Origin of the sequence: Sphingobacterium sp. UBA6320, assembly GCF_002440335.1 — a bacterium.
GTDB lineage: Bacteria > Bacteroidota > Bacteroidia > Sphingobacteriales > Sphingobacteriaceae > Sphingobacterium.
The window spans coordinates 311057-333279 of sequence record NZ_DJTA01000022.1; the positions used below are offsets into that span (position 1 = coordinate 311057).

The 22223-nt window shown below is 37.7% G+C and carries 18 protein-coding genes; 4 read left to right on the top strand and 14 right to left on the bottom strand.

Going from position 1 to position 22223, the window contains the following annotated elements; genetic code table 11:
- Positions 1–358 precede the first annotated feature (358 nt).
- Complete coding sequence (locus B3P23_RS15020) at positions 359–2629, top strand: inorganic phosphate transporter (RefSeq protein WP_293927588.1); 2271 nt, start codon at positions 359–361, stop codon at positions 2627–2629.
- Between the two features lie 187 nt (positions 2630–2816).
- On the opposite strand, the gene B3P23_RS15025 is transcribed toward B3P23_RS15020, so the two are convergent.
- The 9 genes from B3P23_RS15025 to B3P23_RS15065 form a co-directional block, all read right to left on the bottom strand.
- The gene (locus B3P23_RS15025) at positions 2817–4403 is read right to left on the bottom strand and encodes a M60 family metallopeptidase (protein WP_293927591.1); all 1587 of its coding nucleotides are present in this window, start codon (positions 4401–4403) and stop codon (positions 2817–2819) included.
- A gap of 179 nt (positions 4404–4582) precedes the next feature.
- Positions 4583–7753 carry an efflux RND transporter permease subunit gene (locus B3P23_RS15030; protein ID WP_260948948.1) on the bottom strand — a complete coding sequence of 1057 codons (3171 nt, stop codon included), beginning with the start codon at positions 7751–7753 and terminating at the stop codon, positions 4583–4585.
- Positions 7754–7786: 33 nt separating this feature from the next.
- Positions 7787–8932 (bottom strand): efflux RND transporter periplasmic adaptor subunit, encoded by a 1146-nt coding sequence (locus B3P23_RS15035; RefSeq protein WP_293927596.1) that lies wholly within the window; start codon positions 8930–8932, stop codon positions 7787–7789.
- Positions 8933–8957: 25 nt separating this feature from the next.
- Positions 8958–10286: a TolC family protein gene (locus B3P23_RS15040; protein ID WP_293927599.1), complete on the bottom strand. Its 1329-nt coding sequence runs from the start codon at positions 10284–10286 to the stop codon at positions 8958–8960.
- A gap of 4 nt (positions 10287–10290) precedes the next feature.
- The gene (locus B3P23_RS15045) at positions 10291–10878 is read right to left on the bottom strand and encodes a TetR/AcrR family transcriptional regulator (protein ID WP_045752154.1); all 588 of its coding nucleotides are present in this window, start codon (positions 10876–10878) and stop codon (positions 10291–10293) included.
- A gap of 298 nt (positions 10879–11176) precedes the next feature.
- On the bottom strand, positions 11177–11602 hold the full coding sequence (locus B3P23_RS15050; protein ID WP_293927603.1) for a c-type cytochrome: 426 nt from the start codon (positions 11600–11602) through the stop codon (positions 11177–11179).
- A 1-nt stretch (position 11603) separates the two neighbouring features.
- Positions 11604–12251: an SCO family protein gene (locus B3P23_RS15055; protein WP_248753279.1), complete on the bottom strand. Its 648-nt coding sequence runs from the start codon at positions 12249–12251 to the stop codon at positions 11604–11606.
- 1 nt (position 12252) lies between these two features.
- Positions 12253–12681 carry a hypothetical protein gene (locus B3P23_RS15060; protein WP_045755817.1) on the bottom strand — a complete coding sequence of 143 codons (429 nt, stop codon included), beginning with the start codon at positions 12679–12681 and terminating at the stop codon, positions 12253–12255.
- A gap of 61 nt (positions 12682–12742) precedes the next feature.
- Positions 12743–13222: a DUF4442 domain-containing protein gene (locus B3P23_RS15065; RefSeq protein WP_045755818.1), complete on the bottom strand. Its 480-nt coding sequence runs from the start codon at positions 13220–13222 to the stop codon at positions 12743–12745.
- A 90-nt stretch (positions 13223–13312) separates the two neighbouring features.
- Here B3P23_RS15065 and B3P23_RS15070 point away from each other — a divergent pair, with 90 nt between their 5' ends.
- Positions 13313–14545, top strand: a complete 1233-nt coding sequence (locus B3P23_RS15070; protein WP_293927610.1) for an MFS transporter — start codon at positions 13313–13315, stop codon at positions 14543–14545.
- Positions 14546–14782: 237 nt separating this feature from the next.
- On the opposite strand, the gene purN is transcribed toward B3P23_RS15070, so the two are convergent.
- Positions 14783–15355 carry a phosphoribosylglycinamide formyltransferase gene (gene purN / locus B3P23_RS15075; RefSeq protein ID WP_248753281.1) on the bottom strand — a complete coding sequence of 191 codons (573 nt, stop codon included), beginning with the start codon at positions 15353–15355 and terminating at the stop codon, positions 14783–14785.
- 147 nt (positions 15356–15502) lie between these two features.
- On the opposite strand from purN, the gene B3P23_RS15080 reads away from it, so the two are divergent.
- Complete coding sequence (locus B3P23_RS15080) at positions 15503–16000, top strand: TlpA family protein disulfide reductase (protein WP_293927642.1); 498 nt, start codon at positions 15503–15505, stop codon at positions 15998–16000.
- A gap of 98 nt (positions 16001–16098) precedes the next feature.
- Positions 16099–18009 (top strand): class II glutamine amidotransferase, encoded by a 1911-nt coding sequence (locus tag B3P23_RS15085; protein ID WP_094773477.1) that lies wholly within the window; start codon positions 16099–16101, stop codon positions 18007–18009.
- Between the two features lie 75 nt (positions 18010–18084).
- Here the strand turns inward: B3P23_RS15085 and B3P23_RS15090 are convergent, their stop codons facing one another.
- The 4 genes from B3P23_RS15090 to B3P23_RS15105 all read right to left on the bottom strand — a co-directional run bounded on the left by B3P23_RS15090 (position 18085) and on the right by B3P23_RS15105 (position 22216).
- On the bottom strand, positions 18085–19296 hold the full coding sequence (locus tag B3P23_RS15090) for an MFS transporter (RefSeq protein ID WP_094773401.1): 1212 nt from the start codon (positions 19294–19296) through the stop codon (positions 18085–18087).
- 64 nt (positions 19297–19360) lie between these two features.
- Positions 19361–20320: a metallophosphoesterase gene (locus tag B3P23_RS15095; RefSeq protein ID WP_293927645.1), complete on the bottom strand. Its 960-nt coding sequence runs from the start codon at positions 20318–20320 to the stop codon at positions 19361–19363.
- Entirely contained in the window at positions 20295–21059 is a 765-nt protein-coding gene (locus B3P23_RS15100; protein WP_293927648.1) for a 5'-nucleotidase C-terminal domain-containing protein, read from the bottom strand. The genes B3P23_RS15095 and B3P23_RS15100 overlap by 26 nt, the downstream gene beginning before the upstream one ends.
- Before the next feature lie 89 nt (positions 21060–21148).
- A complete protein-coding gene (locus B3P23_RS15105; RefSeq protein ID WP_293927650.1) occupies positions 21149–22216 on the bottom strand; it encodes an EamA family transporter in 1068 nt (355 codons plus the stop codon).
- Positions 22217–22223: the final 7 nt, after the last annotated feature.

Below are 22223 nucleotides of genomic sequence, written 5' to 3' on the forward strand. Positions count from 1 at the left end.
GAAAAGATAAAAAGTTTTCCATTCTGGATTGAATATTATACCCTAATTTTTTCAAATACACTTTTTTATGGAGCCATACCTCATTTATCATAAACTGATGTCTATTATCTTAATATTGATTTTTTACAAACATTCCGTGATAGGTATTGTTATCTATATACTTTTGACAACTTTAATCAAAAATTTTTCATAAAATTTAATTATATATAAATCTTCTCTAGGACAATATAAGTACGTCTGAAATATATAATTTGTTTGTTAATGTCGTTAACTATATGTGTTGTTAATAAAAACGATACTTAACATTAAATTAATATACGGGTCATCTTTTGTTCATACCTTTGCAAAAATAATAACTATGGACAATTATTTATATCTCGTAATTATTACGCTGATCACTTTAGGGATTATCGACCTCATGGTCGGCGTAACCAATGATGCTGTCAATTTCTTAAATTCGGCCATTGGCTCCAAAGCTATTTCTTTCCGCCTGATTATGATTCTCGCTAGTGCGGGTATATTGTCTGGGGCGGTTTTTTCAAGTGGAATGATGGAGATTGCACGAAGTGGAATTTATGTTCCAGGTATGTTCAGTTTTAATGATGTCATAGTTATCTTCCTAGCGGTCATGATTACAGACATCATACTCTTGGATGTATTCAACTATTTTGGTCTCCCTACCTCTACAACCGTGTCGATTGTTTTTGAACTCTTAGGAGCTGCTGTCTGTCTTGGACTCTATAAAATTGCAACCACTTCGGGCGATTGGTCAACTCTGTCACAGTATATTAATACAGAGAAAGCATCAGAAATTGTCGTCAGTATCCTCTTATCCGTATTATTGTCTTTTACTGTAGGTATGGCGGTTCAGTATCTTTCTCGACTCATATTCACTTTTCAATACGAACATAAAATCAAATCCTTTGGTGGTATATTTGGTGGTATCGCCTTGGCTTCAATTAGTTACTTTATCCTTATAAAAGGAATGAAGACAGTTTCTTTCATTGACAAAGCAACAAAGGAGTGGATTAACACACACGAGCTCCATTTAATATTGGGAAGCTTTGTGCTGTTCACTATTTTTAGTTTTATCCTGATCAGGTTAAAGATTAACATTCTTAAAGTTATCATCGGTATTGGTACATTCGCCTTAGCGCTATCTTTTGCGGGGAATGATCTGGTCAACTTTATCGGCGTACCGGTAGCAGCTATTCAGGCCATCGGTTTCTTTCAGGCATCTGGCGGCAATCCGGACACCTATATGATGTCAGAATTAGCTTCTGCAGATATCGTTGCCCCAGCTTGGATTTTATTTATCGCAGGAGCTATCATGATGATTACGCTATGGACTTCCAAAAAAGCAAAGACCGTTATCGAAACGGAGATGAGTTTAAGCAGTCAAGACGGCGGTTCCGAAAAATTTGAGCCTAATACCTTATCACGTTGGATAGTACGCGGCTTTGTAAATATTGGAGGAGCGATCAGCTATCTGATGCCACGTACACTACGATCACGTTTAGATAGCCGTTTCGAAAATACTTCCTTAGGCAAAAAGAATAAGGAAGAAGAGCCGATGTTTGATATGGTGCGCGCCTCTGTCAACCTGATGGTGGCCAGTAGTCTTATCGCTTTAGGTACATCCATGAAACTCCCATTATCTACGACCTATGTTACATTTATGGTCGCTATGGGTACGGCTTTTGCCGATAGAGCCTGGGATAGAGAAAGTGCGGTATATCGTGTATCTGGTGTATTCCACGTTATAGGAGGATGGTTCCTTACTGCTGCTACAGCTTTTGCTGGTGCATTTATGATCGCTTACCTACTTAAAATTGGTGGTATCATTACCTTTGTAGGTGCATTAATCTTCTTAGCGGTGCTCTTGGTATATAACGCTAAAAGCCACAAAAAGAAAGTTGCGGTACAAGCAGAGCGCAAACTGAAACTCGGCAGAGAAGATATCTATACCCTGCAGCAGGTTTCCGATGCTAGTGCCGATCAGATAAGCGAAGTTTTTGCCAAGTCAAATATCTTCTATAAAGAAATTGTGGACGGCCTGATCAAAAACGATTTGACAAGTCTTTCCATGAACAAAAAAATGATTAAGAGATTCTTGCGCGATTTGGACTCGACTAACGACAATCTCTACAACTTCATTCGCAACCTAGATGATACATCGGTAAAAGGGAGTCGGTTCTACATTATTTCCTTAGGCTACCTACAAGATATCGTGGAGAACCTTTACGTTATTGCGGGCAATGCACACAATCATGTCGATAATAACCATAAACTGCTTAAGGAATATCAAGGCAATGATCTGAGGCAGGTTGCCAATGAGCTTGGTAACTGGTATGCCGAAGTATATAATCTATATAAGCGCCGTGACTTCTTAAAGCTTGATTCAACGATGAAGCAACGCGATCAGCTACAGAAAGTCATTAACAATCTTTTAGACAAGCAGATTGACCACATCCGGACGACTGAAAATAGTCCGAAGAACAGTAAATTGTACTTCTCTATTTTGTTAGAGACAAACGAGCTGATAAGCTCAACGTTTAAACTTTTAAGATTGTTCAAAGAGTTTGAAGAGTTCAAAATCAATAATAAAAACAAAACTAGCGTCAACTAATCATCTAAAGCCCGATATATTATCGGGCTTTTTATTTGAAATGATTGCTACTTCTCCTATGTGTTTGTGAGGTACGTGTCTAAATAATTCCGCATTAGATGATAAATGTGAATTATTTACATTCAGATTTAGTATGTAAAGAAATATAGAATTTACAGTTAGCAATATATTTTTGAATAAGATAAGATTAATCCGTTAACTTAGATATATCCATACTTGGTTTGGGAAGGTTCAACTGTTTAATTTCCTGTTTACACTTATCGACCATTTCCTGAGTCATTTCATAAGTATAGTTGCCATAATCATCATAAGTAAATTTTCCGACATAGAAGAAGCCATACAGGTCAAAGAAATCGGATAGATCAAGTTTTGCAACCTTTGATGCTGTTTTTACAAAATTCAATTGATGTATTGCAGGGTTGTTTCCGCGATCGCCCATGACTTGACCGCCACCCCGTCTGCTTCTACGTTCTGGATTCTGTTGGCGAAAAGCTTCAAATAGATCGGGATAAAAATTAGGATTATGACCTTGATTTGCGAAGTACAATTGAAGTTGCCAGAAAGGAACTAAACGATTGAATACATCCGGATCTTGTAGGTAACTGATCTTGCGATTGATAATACTTTCTCTTGATTTTTTGTAATTATTTTGTGCCGAAAGACGGCTTTTATTGCCATAAGAAGTGGTGACATACAGAGAGAAAATATTGTTGCTCACTTCGCCCAATCCTCCCCAATTTAAGTAAGGTCTTAATTGATGCACGTGTCCTACTTCGTGTGAAAAACCCCAACATGGATCTCCTTTGATCACTCGGGCCGGATCTACAACTAGTGGCATCGCATTGCCCGGGTCTGTACCCATATAAGCGACCCCATCACCATCACGAAACATATAATAATTATAGTTTACGCGCGATAGAATTTTGTTTTCAGGGACTTTGTTATATTTAATAAGTCCCATAATCCGGTGCTGCCTGTAAATCAAGGAATCATAATTACTGATCAATTCGACACCTTTTCCATAAGCATATTTTTTGATATCGGCAGTAGGGTAGGCGATCTGAATGTGGCGACCTTTGGCATCTATAATCGGATACACAGCTTGATCTACTAATCTGTTCCAATCTTCATCGTTGTTTTTCGTAATATCAAAGTAACCATTGACTGCGCTACCCATAAAATGTACTTGGATTGCTTTCTCATTTTTAGGATCTTCAGAGAAATAGTCGATATAGGCCAAACCATCAAAATCTTTGACATCAATGATGTTGACACCATTCTTGAGTTTGAATTCTTGCTTAACAATGCCCCATCCTTTGGGATCTTTGGTCGGATCCATTCCTTCAGGAGCTCTGCGGTTCCAATTCGGAATGATCAATTTAACATCATGATCAGCAGAAATATGGTCTGCCGATATAATATGACGTCCTACAGGAAGATAGATGCCGGTCATGTTTTCATATTTGCTATAACCATCACCAATCATTAAGCTATGTCCCAATGTTGAGGGGCTGAGAATAGCTTTGTATTCAGCAAACCTATAAGTTTGATCGTATTGATTTTTAAGTATGGCAATCGCGACCTCTTTGACTTGCGGATTTTTGATTTTGTTGAGATCATTTTTTTTAATTCCTTTTCTGAGCTTAAGCGCTAAGGGGCTTTCAAATACTTGTAAATCTTGATACGCATCTGCATAATCTTTAGCAGATTGGGCATGTAGTGTTGTTGTCATTGCTCCAGTAAGCAATAGCAACGTGAGAAATTTTAATTTCATGATTTTGATTAGGTTTAATGAGCTAAATTACAGATTTGTTAGTATCAATATCAAGGTTACCATGTAAGAATGTTGTGATGATAGAGTAAGGTAAAGTTTGGATACGCGAAATAAAAAAAAGAAAGCCTTTCAAATTGAATTGAAAGGCTTTCTTTGTCCTGTTGAGTTTGTTTTAATGTCTAGTGAGCAGACAAGTTTTTCGCTTTTTCTTCATCAAAATTAGCCTCTAATTCTGCTAATTTTTTCTTACCATAAGCTAATCGTGTGATCACAACGAACAATACAGGAACGATAAATATCGCTAATACAGTCGCTGCAGTCATACCACCAAATACGGTCCAGCCAATCGTCTGACGTGAAATCGCTCCAGCACCTTTTGAGAGCATTAAGGGTATGATACCTAATATAAACGCAAATGATGTCATGATAATCGGACGAAGACGAAGTTTAACCGCATCAAGCGTTGCGTCGTACAAGTTCATACCGATATCGACACGTTCCTTGGCAAACTCCACGATCAAAATGGCATTTTTAGCGGCCAAACCAATGATGGCAACTAAACCAATTTGAGCATAGATATTATTATCCAACGCAGGAATCAAAGTTAACGTTAAAATCGCTCCAAACACCCCTAGAGGTACCGATAGTAAAATCGAGAATGGCACTGACCAACTTTCGTAGAGTGCAGCCAATAATAAGAATACAAACAAAATACAAAGACCGAAAATCATAATCGTCATATTTCCAGATTTGGTCTCTTGTAAAGCCAATCCTGAGAAATCATACGAATATCCGTTTGGTAATGTTTCTGCAGCAACCTCCTGAAGAGCTCTAATAGCATCACCAGAAGAATAACCTGGAGCTGCACTACCACTCACCTCGATACTTCTAAAGATATTATAGTGATTGATAATAGCAGGGTTTTGTACCAAATTCCAAGTAACCAATGAACCTAAAGGAACGGATTCTCCACGACTATTGTTGACATATAGTTTGTTGATATCTTCAATATTCATGCGGTAATTTTGATCCGCCTGTGATACTACCCTAAAGTTACGTCCATATCTGGTAAAATCATTGATATACGATGATCCCAAGTAGGCCGATATAGTGGAGTAGATGGTCGAAACCGGAACGCCCATTTTTTTAGCTTGCTCTCTATTAACAGATAACTTGTAATTTGGAGTTTTTGTGTTAAATAGGGTATAAGCCATTCCAATCTCTGGTCTTTGATTAGCTGCAGCTAAAAATTTACCAACAACGCCTTCAAAAACTTTGATATCTACGGTTTGTTGATCCTGAATCATTAAACTGAAACCACCGGATGTACCTAATCCTGGAATAGCAGGAGGAGTTACAGCAAGTACGCGAGCTTTGGTATAACCTGCATATTTACCCATGATACCACCTGTAATTTGATTTGCTGTACGTGCTCTTTCACCCCAAGGTTTTAACGAAACGAAGACCGTTGCTACGTTTGGTTGGAAAGCACGGTTCAAAATATTAATACCTGCAATGGCGGTAATATCTTTTATCTCCGGATAATCTTTACGTAACTCTTGTTCTACTTCATGTAGAATTTCTTTTGTACGAGTTGAAGAGGATCCCTCTGGAAGCGTGATACCAGCGAAGAACATACCATTGTCTTCACCAGGGATAAATCCAGTTGGCTTTTTGTTGAACATATATCCTGTACCGATGAAGATACAGAGTAAAATGATAAGCGCCATAGGTGCTTTTTTGATACAATATTTTACACCGCGTGAATATTTGTTCGTTACCCTTTCAAACCAGATGTTAAACTTGTAAAAGAACTTGTTGAGCCCCTTAGCTTCAGCATGAACTGCTGTTGGTCTTAACATGATCGAACATAAAGCTGGAGTCAATGATAAGGCAATAAATGCCGATAACATGACCGATACAGCAATGGTAATGGAGAATTGTTGGTACAATTGTCCCACCATACCCGGGATAAACCCTACGGGTACGAATACAGCCGAAAGAATCAATGCAATCGCAATAACAGGAGCTGTAATGTCTTTCATGGCGCGACGTGTTGCATCTGCTGCTGACATTTTATAATGGTCAATATAATGCTGTACCGCCTCGACGACGACAATCGCGTCATCCACCACAATACCAATTGCAAGTACGAATGCCAGTAAAGTCAAGTTATTGATCGAGAAACCAAACAATAAGAAGAAAATAAAAGTACCTACAATAGATACAGGGATCGCTAATACCGGAATTAGAGTTGCTCTCCATGATTGTAGGAAGAAAAATACCACTAATGTTACCAATAGTAAGGCTTCGATCAAGGTATGGATAACGGATTCGATAGAAGCATTTACAACGGAAATGGTTTCATAACCTACGACATAATCAACATCATCAGGAAATGATTTTTTCAAACGTTCCAATGCGGAATAGATACCTTCTGCCGATTGAACAGCATTACCTCCTGGCGTTTGAGATACCATCATACCCGAAGATGTCATCCCATTTACACGTGTACTGGTCGCATAACTAAATTGACCTAATTCAACTCGGGCTACATCTTTTAATAAAACAATCGATCCATCCGTATTTGATTTCACAATAATATCTTCAAAATCTTCTACTGAAGATAAATCTGAATCTGTGATCACTGGATATTCAAATACCTGATCCGATTTTTGAGGAGAAGAACCTACTGATCCTCCCGGGATTCTTAAGTTTTGTTCACCAATAGCTGCAGATACATCAGCAGGAGTTAGTCTTAAACTTGTTAATTTATTTGCATCTAACCACACACGCATGGAGAATGGTTGCCCAAATGCGGTCACCTCACCAACACCATTGACACGTAATAATGCATCTTTAATGTATAAATTGGCATAGTTATCTAAAAATTTTGCATCACGTGTACCCTTTGGAGATACCAGAGAAACCAACATCAAGATATCGGTATTTGCTTTACGCGTTGTAACTCCTAGACGTTTAACGGCTTCAGGTAGTGCAGGTTCGGCAATACCGACACGGTTTTGTACATCCAGTGTCGCAATATCAATATCAGTACCTACTTCAAAGGTTACTGTAATCTGTGATTGACCATTTGATGTACTATTAGAAGACATGTAAAGCATGCCTGGAGTACCATTAATTTGACTCTCGATTGGTGTCGTTACTGTCTGTTCGACAGTTTGGGCATCCGCTCCCGTATAGTTCGCTGTGACCGATACGGTTGGCGGCGCTACGGATGGATACTGACTGATCGGCAAAGACACAATTGAAATTCCTCCTACGATCAAAATCAATAGGGAAATAACAATGGCTGTGACGGGTCTTTTTATAAAAACTTCTGAAATCATATGTTTTTGTATATCTTATAAAATCTGTGAAAATTATTTTTTTGCAGCACTTGCATCTGGCGCTCCAGCAGGAGCTTCAGCAACTTTTACTCCTGTTTGCACATTCATAATACCGTCAACAACAATTTTTTCACCGACTTTAAGTCCTGATTTTACGACTACTTTATCGCCTAGTTTTATACCTAACTCCACTTTACGTTGTTCCGCTTTACTGCTATCGCCAACTACGTATACATTAAATACACCTAATTGATCTTGAATAGCTTTATATGGAATAACCACTTCTTCTGTAGCAGAATTCGTTTTAACGTTTAACGAAAGATTCATGCCTGCTCTCAAAATATTGCTTGCATTGTCAAAATTAGCACGTACTTTAATTGTTCCTGTCTGTGGGTCTACAGCGCGGTCAATCGTTGTGATTCGACCAGAAGAAGCGTATTCAGTACCATCTGGCAATACAGCATTGATCTGAGCTGCAGACCCTGATTTTTGTAAATTGACAAATTGCGGAATATCACGCTCGCTTACTTGAATTTCTACTGCAACTGGGTTGACAGATGATAGCGTATTTAGACGCGTAGTACCAGGATTGACCAAAGCTCCAAGACGTACTTCCGATATACCGACAATACCCGCAAAAGGAGCACGGATGGTCGAACGATTTAAATTTGTTTGAGCTGTTGTTACCGCGGCTTGAACGCCCAAAATTTGGGCTTTTTGATTGGCCACATCTGTTTTCGCGTAGTCCAATGTTTGTTTCGCGATCGCATCTTTGTCTGCTAATGCTTGGTAGCGGTTTAAATCTGTTTGTACACGATCCAAATTGGATTGCGCAATTCTCAGATTGGCTCTCGCCTGATCTAAAGCTGCGGTATAGCGTGTGCCATCTATTTCATATAGTTTTTGACCTTTGGAGACAGACGCTCCATCAGTGACAAATATTTTTGTTACATAACCAGAAACTTCAGCAAATAATTCGGCTTCATTCAAAGGTTTTACAGTAGCTGGATAAGTTTGGTTGCCCGTAACGATCTCTTCAGTGGCTGTAGCAAGTGATACAGGTACAACACGCTCTGCTTGCTGCGCAGCCTGTTGTTTCTGCGCATCTTTATTGCCACATGACTGCCAAATTAGCGTAGTTCCAATAAAAAAAGCGGCTAATAAATGTTTTTTATTCATGATATTCTTGGTTTCTAAATGTTGTTTATTTTGTATCTACAGTTCCTAAAGCTTTTTGAACATCTAACTTGCTGGAAAGAAGTGCATAAAGCGCATTTAAATAATTCAATTGACTCGTCTTGAGATCAGTCTCCGCTGTCATTAAGTCCAAATAAGTTTTGATCCCTTCGTCATATTGCAACTTAATGGTGTCGTATACTTCTTTAGATAGATCGACATTATCTTTTGACGTTTTCCAGTCAATTAAATTAGCATTGTAGGATGCTGTAGCAAGCGCATATTCCGTATTGATTTGGTTTTTCAAATCCTCCATGCTTAAATCAATTCTACTCTCGCGAAGTTTTGATTGATAGATCTGATGTTTTCTCTTAAATCCTTGAAAGATTGGGATTGAGACCGATAACCCCGCCACAGAACTTGGGAAATTGTCTTTATATAGATCTTTAAATTTGTTGTCTCTATAATTGAAAGCATAATTGTAAAATGCACTTACATTTGGTAAGTAAGTCCATTTATAATATTGAGTTTCCAATGCCTGCATTTTTTTAGACGTTTGCAATTGTTGGAATTCGATTCTGTTGGTCACGCTTGCTGATGAAGTCGTGTCAATCAAAATCTGGTTTTCCATATCGGCATTCTCAAAAGATAAAGTAATGTCAGCTTGGTGATCCACGGCTAACAAATTCTTTAAATAATCGTATTTGTAGCGGCGCAGTTCAATGGTACGTTTCTCGTCAGCATTGGCATTGCTTAATGCAATCTGTGCTCTCTTGAAATCGGTTTTATCAACCATCCCCACTTCGTACCGTACTTTGGCATCGTTATATTGCTTTTGAAGTCGAGTAATATTTTCACGTACGATTTTGATCTGCTCTTCACTCGTCAAGATATCATAATACGCTTTACTCACTTCAACGACCGTATTGATCTTTTGATTTTCTGTATTTTGTTTATTGGATTGACGGATGAGTGTCGCTGCTTTTGAAGCTTGCATCAATGCAGGATTCAAAATCTGTTGATCAGCCTGCAGGGTCAGGGCACTCGCATTTTTTTGTCCTAGCGCAATGTTTTGACCACCTATAAAAGAAGTTGGTACCTTTACATTGTAGTTATAAGAACCATTCGCATTGACCTGAGGCAACCAGCCAGATAAGGCAATGTCAATATCTTTTTCGCCAATTTCTTCATCAATTGCAGCCTGCTTAAGACTAATCTTATTATTAAGGGCATAGTCAATAAGTTGCTGCAAATTTGCTCTAGCAGGTAATGCCTCATTGCCTGTTTGTTGGGCATAACTAACATTCCATACGGTCGTTAGGGCTGCCAAAGAGAAGGCTATTTGTCTAAACTTCATATAATTATTTATTTTTAACTCCATCCCAAATGATTTCTACAACATCCGAGATACTTTCATTTGATTTTAATTTATTGTGCTTTACTCCTTTAATTGCTGATACAGCAGTTCCAAAGAATATACAAGCGAGTACTTCAACATTGGTGTTTTTAAGTTCACCTATTTTAATACCTTCTGTTAAAAATTTGAGGATACTGCTCTGACCACTAATCGATTCGTTCGTTTCGTAACTGTTCACTTTATAATATGGAGAAGAGTAAAATTGTTCAAAAAAACTAAACATTTCTACGTTTTCTCGATAAAATTTGACAAACCCCTTCCATATGTGAAAAAAAGTTTCCTTATACGTTAATTCCTCCTGGATGGACTCAAAAATTGATTCATGGAGTGCGTCTCCGCAATATTGAAACAAGCTGACGATCAAATCATCTTTTGAAGGAAAGTAATGGTATATGGTGCCGATTGCGACATCAGCATCTTGAGCGATTTTACTCATTGCTGTGCCATGAAAACCATGATCTTTGATCAACCTTAAGGTGGTCTCAAATATGGAAATCACTTTTGAATTATTTTTTGTGTATTGAACGTTCATTCGGTTCCAAATGTAGAAATTTTAATTAGATCTATCTGTCAAAATAATGTAATGAAAAGATGAATTTTATTCATTATAGCCATCTCCATCGCGATGCAGGAAATGTTAACGTAAATTTAACATCAGTTAGTTTGCTAATCATTTTGTATGATCTATATTTGCACATCATAATTTAGGTTTATAATTGGTTAGTAAAGGTTTTCATTCTCCCCGTTTGAAAACCTTTCTTTTTTTATTTTTAGCCATAAAAAAAGCCTAGTTTATAAAAACTAAGCTTCTTTATAGATATTTAACGTACTTACTTACAATTTTTCAAATCTTCTTGTACTTCTTCAAGACTGAATATTTTATCTTGTTTTGCAAAATTAGTGGTTATGTAAGTCAAAACATAAGCAATATCAATATCTGTTAACGTTTCGTTTGCAGGCATAATCGTATTAAAGGTTTTTCCTGCAACAGTTATTTCTTCCTGTAAACCATTTCTGACGATACAGGATAGACGTTCCCTATTTTTCGTTAAAAAATCAACATCCGTTAAGGGGGGATATAAAAGCCCTAGACCTTCACCCTTATCCCCATGACAATTTTTACAGTGATTGATATATATTTTTTGTCCATTCACAGCATATTGTGCAGTTTTAATGTCCTCACCAGATTGACAGCCGCTCATGGCACTAAAAATATAGATGGAAATTAGTACACCTAAACTATATATTTTGGTCATTTTACTTTTCTTGTAATAGGATCGCAAGCTCTTTTTGTAATTTGGCCACTTGCTCGTCATTTGTTCCATCATATGCACCACGGATACGTTTTTGTTTATCGATTAAGACCAGATAGCCTTGATGATCGTAACCTCCTGGAGCATTTTTGTCTTCAGCAGTATAAACGAGATACTGATTAGCGATTCCATAGATGTCCGCCTTTGAGCCTGTCACAAAATTCCAGTGATCGTTGCTAACGCCCAATTTATGAGCATATTCTTTTAATACATGAGGTTGGTCATATTTAAAATCAATGCTATGGGAGAGGAAATAAACTTGATCACTATCTTTATATTGCTCATAGACCTTCAACAGATTTCTATTCATGGTAGGGCAGATACTTGGACAGTGTGTGAAAAAGAAATTCGCGATATATACTTTATTATCGTAATTCTTGTCCGTGATATAAGTACTATCTTGATTTAAAAATTTAAACGCGGGTATGGTATGATAAAGCGTATCCGTAATGGTTTTACCATCAACAATTTTTTCAACAGGTTCACGTTGACCATAGATCGGAAGAGTAGCTGTATTGGATTGGCAGCTAGAAATTCCCAATGCCGCAAGTGCTAAGAAGAATGAAGCACGAATATGAAATGATTTGATCATACTAATACTTGTTTAAGATTTCTTGTTTTTCTTTTGATACACGATCAAATACAGCTTTCATATCTTTAACTTTAGTTAATTCGCGATTGGCGTAATCTACTGTGGTAGAATCTGCACTGTACCCTTTCATCCAGTCCATCATGTGATCTGTAGCTTCTTCAAGATTCTTTTTTAACTGGGTTAACTCTTGACGAGTTTGAGTTGTATCAAGCGCCGGCTTAGCTGTTTTGATTGCTTTAAGATGCGTTAAGATAGAGTCGATCGTAACAGCATCTTTGTCAAATACGCTTACTTGTGGCATGATCTCATCATGAATTTTCATGGTTTCTTCTTGCGTTTTAGCTAAATCATTTTGGTTATTGGTGTTTGAGCTATTGTTACATGAAGTAATCGCAAAAGCTGATGCAATTAAGAAAGCTAATTTTTTCATATCGAAATATTTTGTCTGTTATAGACAAAGATACCAAATAGATCAGGAAGATAATAGCTAATTATACCCTTGTGTATGTAAAATTCAAGTCACGAATGTAGATTTCATTCTTGGCTATGGCACATATTTCATTTTGATCGTTGACAATTTCGACAGAAAACGTTTTGATCATCCTTCCTCTACTTTTTAAGGTATCCATACAAGCATTGAAATCAGAGTCATCGATTTTGATCGAAAATTTAAGATTGGTCAAGCCAGGCTTTTTATATTCAATAGATGCTGATTTGAGCCAAGCTACAGTTTTTTTAAAGCCATGAGCCTGCAGTCGCTGGTCGATTAGTATGGCATAAAAGGGATCGACTGCTGAAAATATCGTTCCACCAAATATGGTATTGTTAGTGTTTTTGTTAAAAATACTTTTGATGATTTTAACGTCGACACCTTGAAAATCAGGATAAATTCGTTGAACCCATATCCGCTGGAATAAAAAAGGAGGGTAGATTCTCAATAACCATTTTAGAGATTTCGGACTATACAACATCGCGCAAAGGTAATACAATAAATTAAAAATCGTTTGCTATTTAACTTGTAAAAATGCTTGTACAATGATACTTTTATAAAAAATTGAATTATGACTAACCAATCAAATTCGCACACAAACAGGAATGTTTGGATCATTGTTCTTGTGGCATCGTTGGGGTATTTTGTGGATATCTACGATCTGATTATTTTTTCGATTGTACGGGTCAAATCATTTGAAGAAATAGGTGTATCACCCCAAGATATGCGTGCCGAAGGTGAGTTTGTATTGAATATGCAGATGGGGGGCTTATTGATTGGTGGTGTGATATGGGGAATTATAGGGGATAAGTTTGGTCGACTGAAAGTTTTATTTGGTTCTATTTTATTATACTCCTTGGCCAATATCTATAATGGTTTTGTTCAGGATGTGATGACATACGGTATTATTCGTTTTGTTGCGGGTATCGGATTGGCAGGTGAATTAGGTGCCGGAATTACATTGGTCAGTGAAAGTATGCACAAGTCAAAACGTGGTTACGGAACTATGTTGGTGGCAACAGTAGGTGTACTGGGTGCGGTACTTGGATATTTCATATCTGAACAGTATGATTGGCGTACGGCCTATTTTGTCGGTGGTGGGATGGGGCTGTTGCTCTTACTAATGCGCGTAGGAGCGCTGGAATCTGGTTTGTTTAAAACAGCAGAAAGTAAGACGGTCGTTAAAGGCAAGTTCAGTATGCTTTTTACGGATAAACACAGATTTAAGAGATATCTATACTGCTTATGTATCGGATTGCCCATTTGGTTTGTCGTAGGTGTATTAGTCACCCAAGCTCCGGAGATCGGAAAAGCGCTGCACGCTCCCGCAACATTGAGCGCTGGAAAAGGGGTATTGTTTACTTATCTTGGTATTTCGTTGGGTGATCTGCTGGCCGGTTTATTGGCGCAAGTATTAAAATCTCGAAAAAAAGTGGTATTAATATGTCAAATGGTGATTTTGATCAGTGCATCCTGGTATCTGCTAAGTGATGGTTTATCGGAAACCAGATTTGTCTGGTTATGCTTTTTTATGGGGCTGGGGATTGGATATTGGGCTACTTTTGTAACGATCTCCGCAGAACAGTTCGGTACCAATTTGAGAGCCACAGTTGCGACCACTGCACCTAATTTTGTCCGTGGCGCGCTGATCCCTTCGACCATGTTGTATGGGATTCTTGTCAATCAATGGGGGATTATCATTGCGGCTTTTGTCATGGTCTTTTTCCTTTCAGGAATCGCCATCTATGCGCTAACACAACTGGAAGAAAGTTTTGATAAAGATCTAAACTATCTGGAAGAGTAGTATAGATTAACGTTTTGGACATTTACTGCATCGATTACCTTTTTTATATTTCTTACAACATTTTTTAAAACATGCACATGAAAAAGGAGAGAATGGACTTGATGCTTTTGTATCTGCACAAAAATCCATTTTCTCCTTTGAAAGCGTATCTTGAAATCCTAATCCTTGCAATTCTAAAGTATCCATAGCGCAAAGATACATATTATTTATAAGCAGTCTAAATAAAAAAGTGTTAAATTACATTTTTTTAAGTAAGTTGTCGATGACTTTAGGGTACTGCTGATGCTCCAGTTGCTGTCCTTTGAACTTAATAACCTCTAAGGTATCTTGCGGTTCTACTTTAAATCGCCCTTGATAAATGACTTCCCCTTCATCAAAATGCTCATTAGCAAAATGAATGGTTATACCATGCTCTGTTTCCTTGTTTGCCAATACAGCTTTATGGACATGATCGCCATACATACCTTTGCCACCGTATTTAGGTAATAGCGCTGGATGTATATTGATGATCTTATTGGGAAAAGCTTGTAATAAATGGGGTGGAACTAACCAAAGGAATCCTGCAAGTACAATTAAGTCGATGTTTAAATTTTTTAGCATTTTAACAATTTCGTCCGATTTGAAAAACTCTTCACGGTCAAATACATGTACAGGTATTTCAAAATTGTCAGCTCTCTGGATGACATAAGCATCGGCATTATTACTCAATACAATAGCGATCTCGGCATCTTCAGAATATTTAAAATACTCCATTATTTTTTGGGCGTTGGAACCAGAACCTGAAGCAAATATGGCAATACGTTTTTTCACAGTTTAATTGTGTTAAGTGACGTTCTAAAAAAATTTAATCAATCAAACTTACGTTATTTTTTGTAAATAAACTAACATAATGGTGTCATGTGTACAATTTGTCTCGTATATTTAACCTGATTCAATAGCATTTTATTTTTTGATCTCATGAGGACATTTACATTTCTATTCATTACATTTTTAGTATTATCAGCACAGCATGCCAGCGCTCAGGCACCGCATCAGATACCTAATTTTTCCCTGCAGGAGTTATATACAGGAAAGGATTTTAAACCTGCAGATCTACCCAAAGATGGTCTTATTGTGTTTAATTATTATGATACTGGATGCAGTCATTGTCAAAAAATGGGAGCCGGGATCGCAGAGCAGATGAGCACTTTTAAGCGTATTAAATTTTACTTCGTCGCCATGAATGACCGTGAATATGTCGATGGATTTATCAATATGTTTGCTAAGAAGTTGAAACCAGAGTCCAAAGTATCTTTTATTAGGGATCCCGACGGGCAATTTATCTCTTTGTTCAAGCCCACACAGACCCCTTCACTTTATATCTATGACGCCAAAACAAAAAAATTATTGAAACATTTAGATGGTGTAGATGATGTTAAAGTGTTGCAAGTCGCTTTGCAACAGCTAGCCAGATAGTTTTGCTTGTCTTCTAGTTGTAATTTTTAAAAACAGGAGTCTTTTTTTGATACAACTAATTATAATTATTTGCTATTTTTGCGACATCAAATCAAGATATGAGCGACTCAATTAAACACGAGTGCGGTATAGCACTTATTCGACTGTTAAAGCCCCTTTCTTATTACCAGGAAAAATACGGTACGCCTTACTACGGCATAAACAAATTGTACTTATTGATGGAAAAACAGCACAACCGTGGTCAAGATGGCGCGGGTATTGCAACCATTAAATTCGATGTCAAGCCAGGAAATCGATACATTTCTCGTTACAGAGCGATGGGATCCAGTGCTGTAGCTGATATCTTCGAATATGTACAAAAGAAGTTTGCTTCGGTGCAAAAGGCTTATCCAGAGCAATCTAAGGATACGCAATGGTTAAAAGATAATGTTAGTTTTACCGGAGAGGTATTGCTAGGCCACTTGCGTTATGGTACTCATGGAAAAAATAGCATTGAAAGCTGTCATCCTTTTTTAAGACAAAATAACTGGATGTCTCGCAATTTGGTTGTTGCTGGAAACTTTAATATGACAAATGTTGACGAGTTATTGCAACAATTGTATGAATTGGGTCAGCATCCCAAAGAAAAAGCAGATACAGTCACTGTGCTAGAAAAAATCGGACATTTCTTAGATGATGAAAACCAAGACTTATTCGATAAGTTTAAGCAAGAAGGGTATTCAAATATTGAAATCAGTTCGCTAATTGCTCAAAATTTAGATGTTCCGAAAATTTTAACTCGTTCGGCAAAAACTTGGGATGGTGGCTACACGATTGCCGGTATATTTGGACATGGAGATGCATTTGTCATGCGTGATCCAGCGGGTATCCGTCCAGCTTTTTATTATAAAGATGATGAGGTACTTGTCGTTGCTTCGGAAAGACCGGTTATTCAGACAGCATTTAATATCTCAATCGATAAAGTTCAGGAAATTAAACCTGGTCATGCCTTAATCGCCAAGAAAGATGGTACCGTGACCGAGGAAATGTTTAGAGAGCCTGTTGAACAAAAATCATGTTCTTTCGAACGTATTTATTTCTCTAGAGGTTCTGATGCAGATATTTACAAAGAACGTAAGCAACTGGGACGTCTTTTGTGTCCACAGGTGCTAAGCGCAATTGACAATAATATTAAGAATACCGTATTTTCTTTCATCCCTAATACAGCTGAAGTTTCCTACTATGGTTTGATGGATGGTATCAATACTTACGTAAGAGATTTTCAAAAAGATGCACTACTCAATAGAGCGGATAAAATTGAAGATGGCGAATTGGAAGATATTTTAAGCATTCACCCTCGTTTTGAGAAACTGAATGTCAAGGATGCCAAACTGCGCACTTTCATTACACAAGATGCCGATCGTACAGATATGGTACAGCATGTGTATGATACGACCTATGGTATTGTGAAAGATCATGAAGATACTATCGTAGCGATTGATGATTCCATTGTAAGAGGAACAACCTTAAAACAAAGTATCTTAACGATTTTAGATCGTCTGAATCCTAAAAAGATTGTTATCGTATCTTCGGCGCCGCAAATCCGTTATCCAGATTGTTATGGTATCGATATGTCTAGAATGGGCGAGTTTGTCGCATTTGAGGCTGCAGTTTCTTTATTAAGAAAACGTGGATTGGCACATATAATTGATGAAGTCTATCAGAAATGTTTGGTTTCCATAACAGCTGATATTGATGATATAGACAATTACGTTAAAGAAATTTACGAACCTTTTACTGATGAAGAGATTTCAAATGAGATTGCAAGAATCATTACACCTCATCACTTAAAAGCAGAAGTAAAAGTCATTTTCCAGACATTGGACAACTTGCATATTGCATGTCCTGATCATAAAGGAGATTGGTATTTCTCAGGTAATTACCCAACACCAGGAGGTAATAAAGTTGTTAATAAGGCTTTCATGAACTGGGTAGAAGGTAAAAATGTAAGAGCTTACTTCAGTAGTTAATAAGCTTTGTATATAAAAACAAGAAAGGCTGATATCCTAGGATATCAGCCTTTCTTGTTTTTATATAGATCTTTTTTACATACGTTTTAAAATAAAGAAGAATCCAGCTGCAGTACAGGCTAGTACTGCTGAGGTAGCCCACCAAAGGGTTGTGAAGCCAAAAGAGCCTACAATATTGGTTCCTAAGAGCGGCGAAAAAATATTTGCAGCAGAGAAAGCCAATGAATTGAATCCCATGTAAGCACCCTGCGTTTTGGGTGTTGATCGATTGATAGTGGCTGTCGCCATAAAAGGCAAGGTCAGCATTTCACCGATGCCAAATACAAAGAATGTAACATAAAGCATGAATAACCCAGCATGTATATTGAACATGGCATAAGAAATGGAACAAAAAAGTGTCCCGATAACTAATGTTTTGGTAATCGTTAATTTGTGTTCTGCAATATGTACGATAAACATCTCCAATAATACGATAATCAAACCGCTCCATCCCATCAAAAATCCGATCTCATGTTCATTGAGGTGATGGACTTCACGATAGAAGATAGGAAGAGTGGATATCAGTTGGAAAAAGCATAACGAAAATATACAGCACAAGATATTGAAGATAATAAAGGGCCCATCTTGATAAGGGTTTCGTTCTTTTTTATTGTGTGATGTAGTCGTGATCGGTGCAGCTCTCAAAGCCTTTAGGTTGTTTTTTTCTTTCTTATAAAAGAAGAGGAAAAATACAATAGCCGCCGCCGCTGCTGCCATGGCATTTCCATAGAATATCCAATCAAAAGATATACCTGCCAAAAAACCTCCTACAGCAGGACCGATCGAAAAGCCAAGGTTAACGGCCAATCGATTTAAAGAGAACGCTCGCGTTATATTTTCGGGTTTAGCATAACTGGCTACAGAAACTGAGTTGGCAGGCCTAAACGCATCAAAGACGGCACTCAATACAAAAATCATGATGCCTAAGGACTCTACAGTTTTAAAATAGGGTGTGATCAGAAACAAAGGAGCTGCTAAGGTTAAACTGAACAGTTGGACTTTGAAGCTACCAAATCGATCTGTGAGCCAGCCGCCCACATAAGAGCCACACACAGATCCAAAACCGAAACACATCAGCACAAGACCCACTTGTTTGATATTAAAATGAAGAGCTTGGGTCATATAGATCCCTAAAAATGGGATCACCATACTTCCCATTCTATTGATCAACATCACGATGGCGAGCAGCCATGCGGAGCGGGATAGTCCTTTAAAGGATCCGATGTATATAGATAAAAGTTTTTTCAATTGAATATGTAAAAAGCCAAAAGAATACAACGTATCCCTTTGGCTAGTTTAAAAAATAGTTATGTTATACCAATTGTGATGCTGCTATCGTATCATTGACTTCATACGTGGAAGCGATGAGGTTCTTTTTGCCCGTCGAAGGTTCAAAAATAATATCGATTCGTCCCAAGTTGATACCTGCAAAGCCAACCTGATTGACCGCTGTTTTTGTTCCCTTTAAGTTGGTTACAAAAGTAGGTTCTTTCAAGAAGGTATGCGTATGCCCACCAATGATCACATCAATATCGCTTGTTTGAGCTGCTAGCACCAGATCCGATACCTTATCACTCTCATACTGGTAGCCCAAGTGCGATAAACAGATAACCAGATCACATTTATGCTTTTCCTTAAGCTCTTTGACCACCCGATTGGCAACGGCTATCGGATCGAGATATTTCATCCCTTTGAAATTGTTGGGATCGACCAGTCCTTCAATATCCACACCAAGACCAAATACACCTATTTTGACACCTGCTTTCTTAAATAGCGTATAATCTTTAGTTTTCCCTTCCAAAACAGTACCCGTAAAGTCATAGTTTGCCGTTAAGAAAGGAAATTTAGCATGGTCCAGATATTTGACCAGTCCGTTTAAACCATTATCAAATTCATGATTACCAAAAGTACCCGCATCATACCCTAATTTAGTCATGAGGTCAAGTTCTAATTTTCCACCAAATAAGTTGAAATAGGGGGTACCTTGAAACATATCGCCAGCATCCAGCAATAAGACATGAGCTTCCTCAGCTCTGACTTTTTTGATAAGTGTGCTTCTGCGTGCAACTCCTGCTAGACCCTGATATCTTCCGCCATCCATTGGAAACGGTTCTATTCTACTATGCACATCATTGGTATGTAGAATGGTCAATTTTATTTTTTTAGAACCTGCAAGCGAGGTCAGTGGCAAACCACCCAAGGTGGCAACAGCGGAAAGACCAGCTGCTGTTTTCAGAAAGCTTCTTCTATTTAATGACTTTAACTCTTCCATCTAATTGCATATTAATTTTTTGACCTTTTTTAGTAAAGCTAGCGATATACTCCATTAGACTTTCTCTCACTTTTTGTGGGTAGTCTGTTCTTTTAAGTGCATGGGTAAATAAATCTAAATTGTCACCTCCATTGGCTAAATAATCATAAGTAACGACTTTATAGATTTTATGAAGATCCAGATCTTTTCCTTGCACCTGAATATTTACTGGCTTTTTGTCCTGTATGGATAACGTTATACCGGTGACCGGCTGTCCACCAGTTGCAGCAATGAAATTGGCCAGTTGCTGAATCTGTTCTCCATTGAGTTCCATTACGGTCAATTGATTTTCAAAAGGCATGACCTCAAATACACTTTCAATGGTAATATCTCCAGCCTTTATTTCGTTACGAATGCCTCCTTTAGTAGCAAATGCGATGTCTGCTTGATTGTTAACTTTTGCACTAGCCACTAGTAATGCTTGAGTAAAGAAATTTCCCATTAAAGTTTCAGGAGCTTTTTCTTTTGTCAATGCAACTTCGGAAAATCCAATGATCCGATTCATCTCTGCCTGCATCTGCTTTTTGTAGGGCGTATAAATCGCTACGATCGTGCTGTCATCAACGGTGTTTTTATTGATTTCGTATTGTTTGAAGTCCTTTTGGATAGGACTTAATTTTTTGCTGCAAGATGTGCTCAGTAGGATAGCTAAAAACCCGAGGGCTACATATTGAAGTTGATGTAAAGTTCGTTTCATCATGTAATAAGTGTTTTCGGTACAAATGTAGATAATAAAAGCCTAACATTTTGTTAAGCTTTTATTATGAGTATGCAAAAGAAGGCGTTTTTTTAATTGGCAACTTCTGTTTTTTTAATATCTTTTCTGATCACTGCATCTCTTTGATTTCTCAATCGTATCGATTTTCTACGATCTGCAATTGTCGTTTTCGTGATTTTTGCGACCATTTTATTGTTCTTATATAATTTCCAGTTCATCAACAGAACGGAAACCAATATGATCACCAAACCTATGACCTGTGTCGAAGTAACCGCATGGCTACTGAAAAAGTAACTTAGTACTAATGCAACAATAGGATTGACATATGCATAGGTACTCACTTCGGTCGCAGGTCTTACCGATAGCAACCAGATGTAAGAACTAAATGCCAAGATCGATCCAAACACAATTAAGTACGATATATTGAACCAATCGATAGGAGTGACCTGTTGAAAGCTGAAACGGGCAAATTCACCGTTTAAGCTAGCTACAACTGTAAATAGCACCCCTGCTGTAATCATCTGCCATGCCGTCTTTACGGAAACATGTAGATCCTCTTGTTCTTCTTTTTGGCTTTTCTTTTGGTATTTAGAGTATAAAGAACCTGCCGTCCAAGCGATCGAACCGAGCACCATAATCACTAAGGCAATAACGGTTATTTCTTTATTGGCTGATGATTTGCTGGCAATGATCTGCTCTACAAAGAGTAAAATAACACCGCAAAAACCTAAGATCAAACCCGCAATGGTCGATTGGCTGCTAAAATTTTCTTTCCATTTTGGTTTATCCAAAATAACAAACCAAATTGCAGCCGCTGCCGCAATAATTGCCGCTACACCACCCGAGACGTATTGCTCAGCCCAGATAAGGCCACCCATATCAATAAACAAGAGTAAAAATCCAACAACAATAGAATCGCGGATCGCTCTTTTGTTGAATATTTTATAACCTTTCAATACACAATACCCCATCAACAATATGCTTGCTGTAATAAACCTAAATGAGCCTAAAATGAATGGTGGGAAACTGTGAAGCGCCTTTTCAATAAAGAAAAAAGTTGACCCCCATACAATATACACCACAGCATATGCGAGTATGACCATGAAAGGGCTTGCTTGCTGTACTTTATTATTTAACATCTCTAAA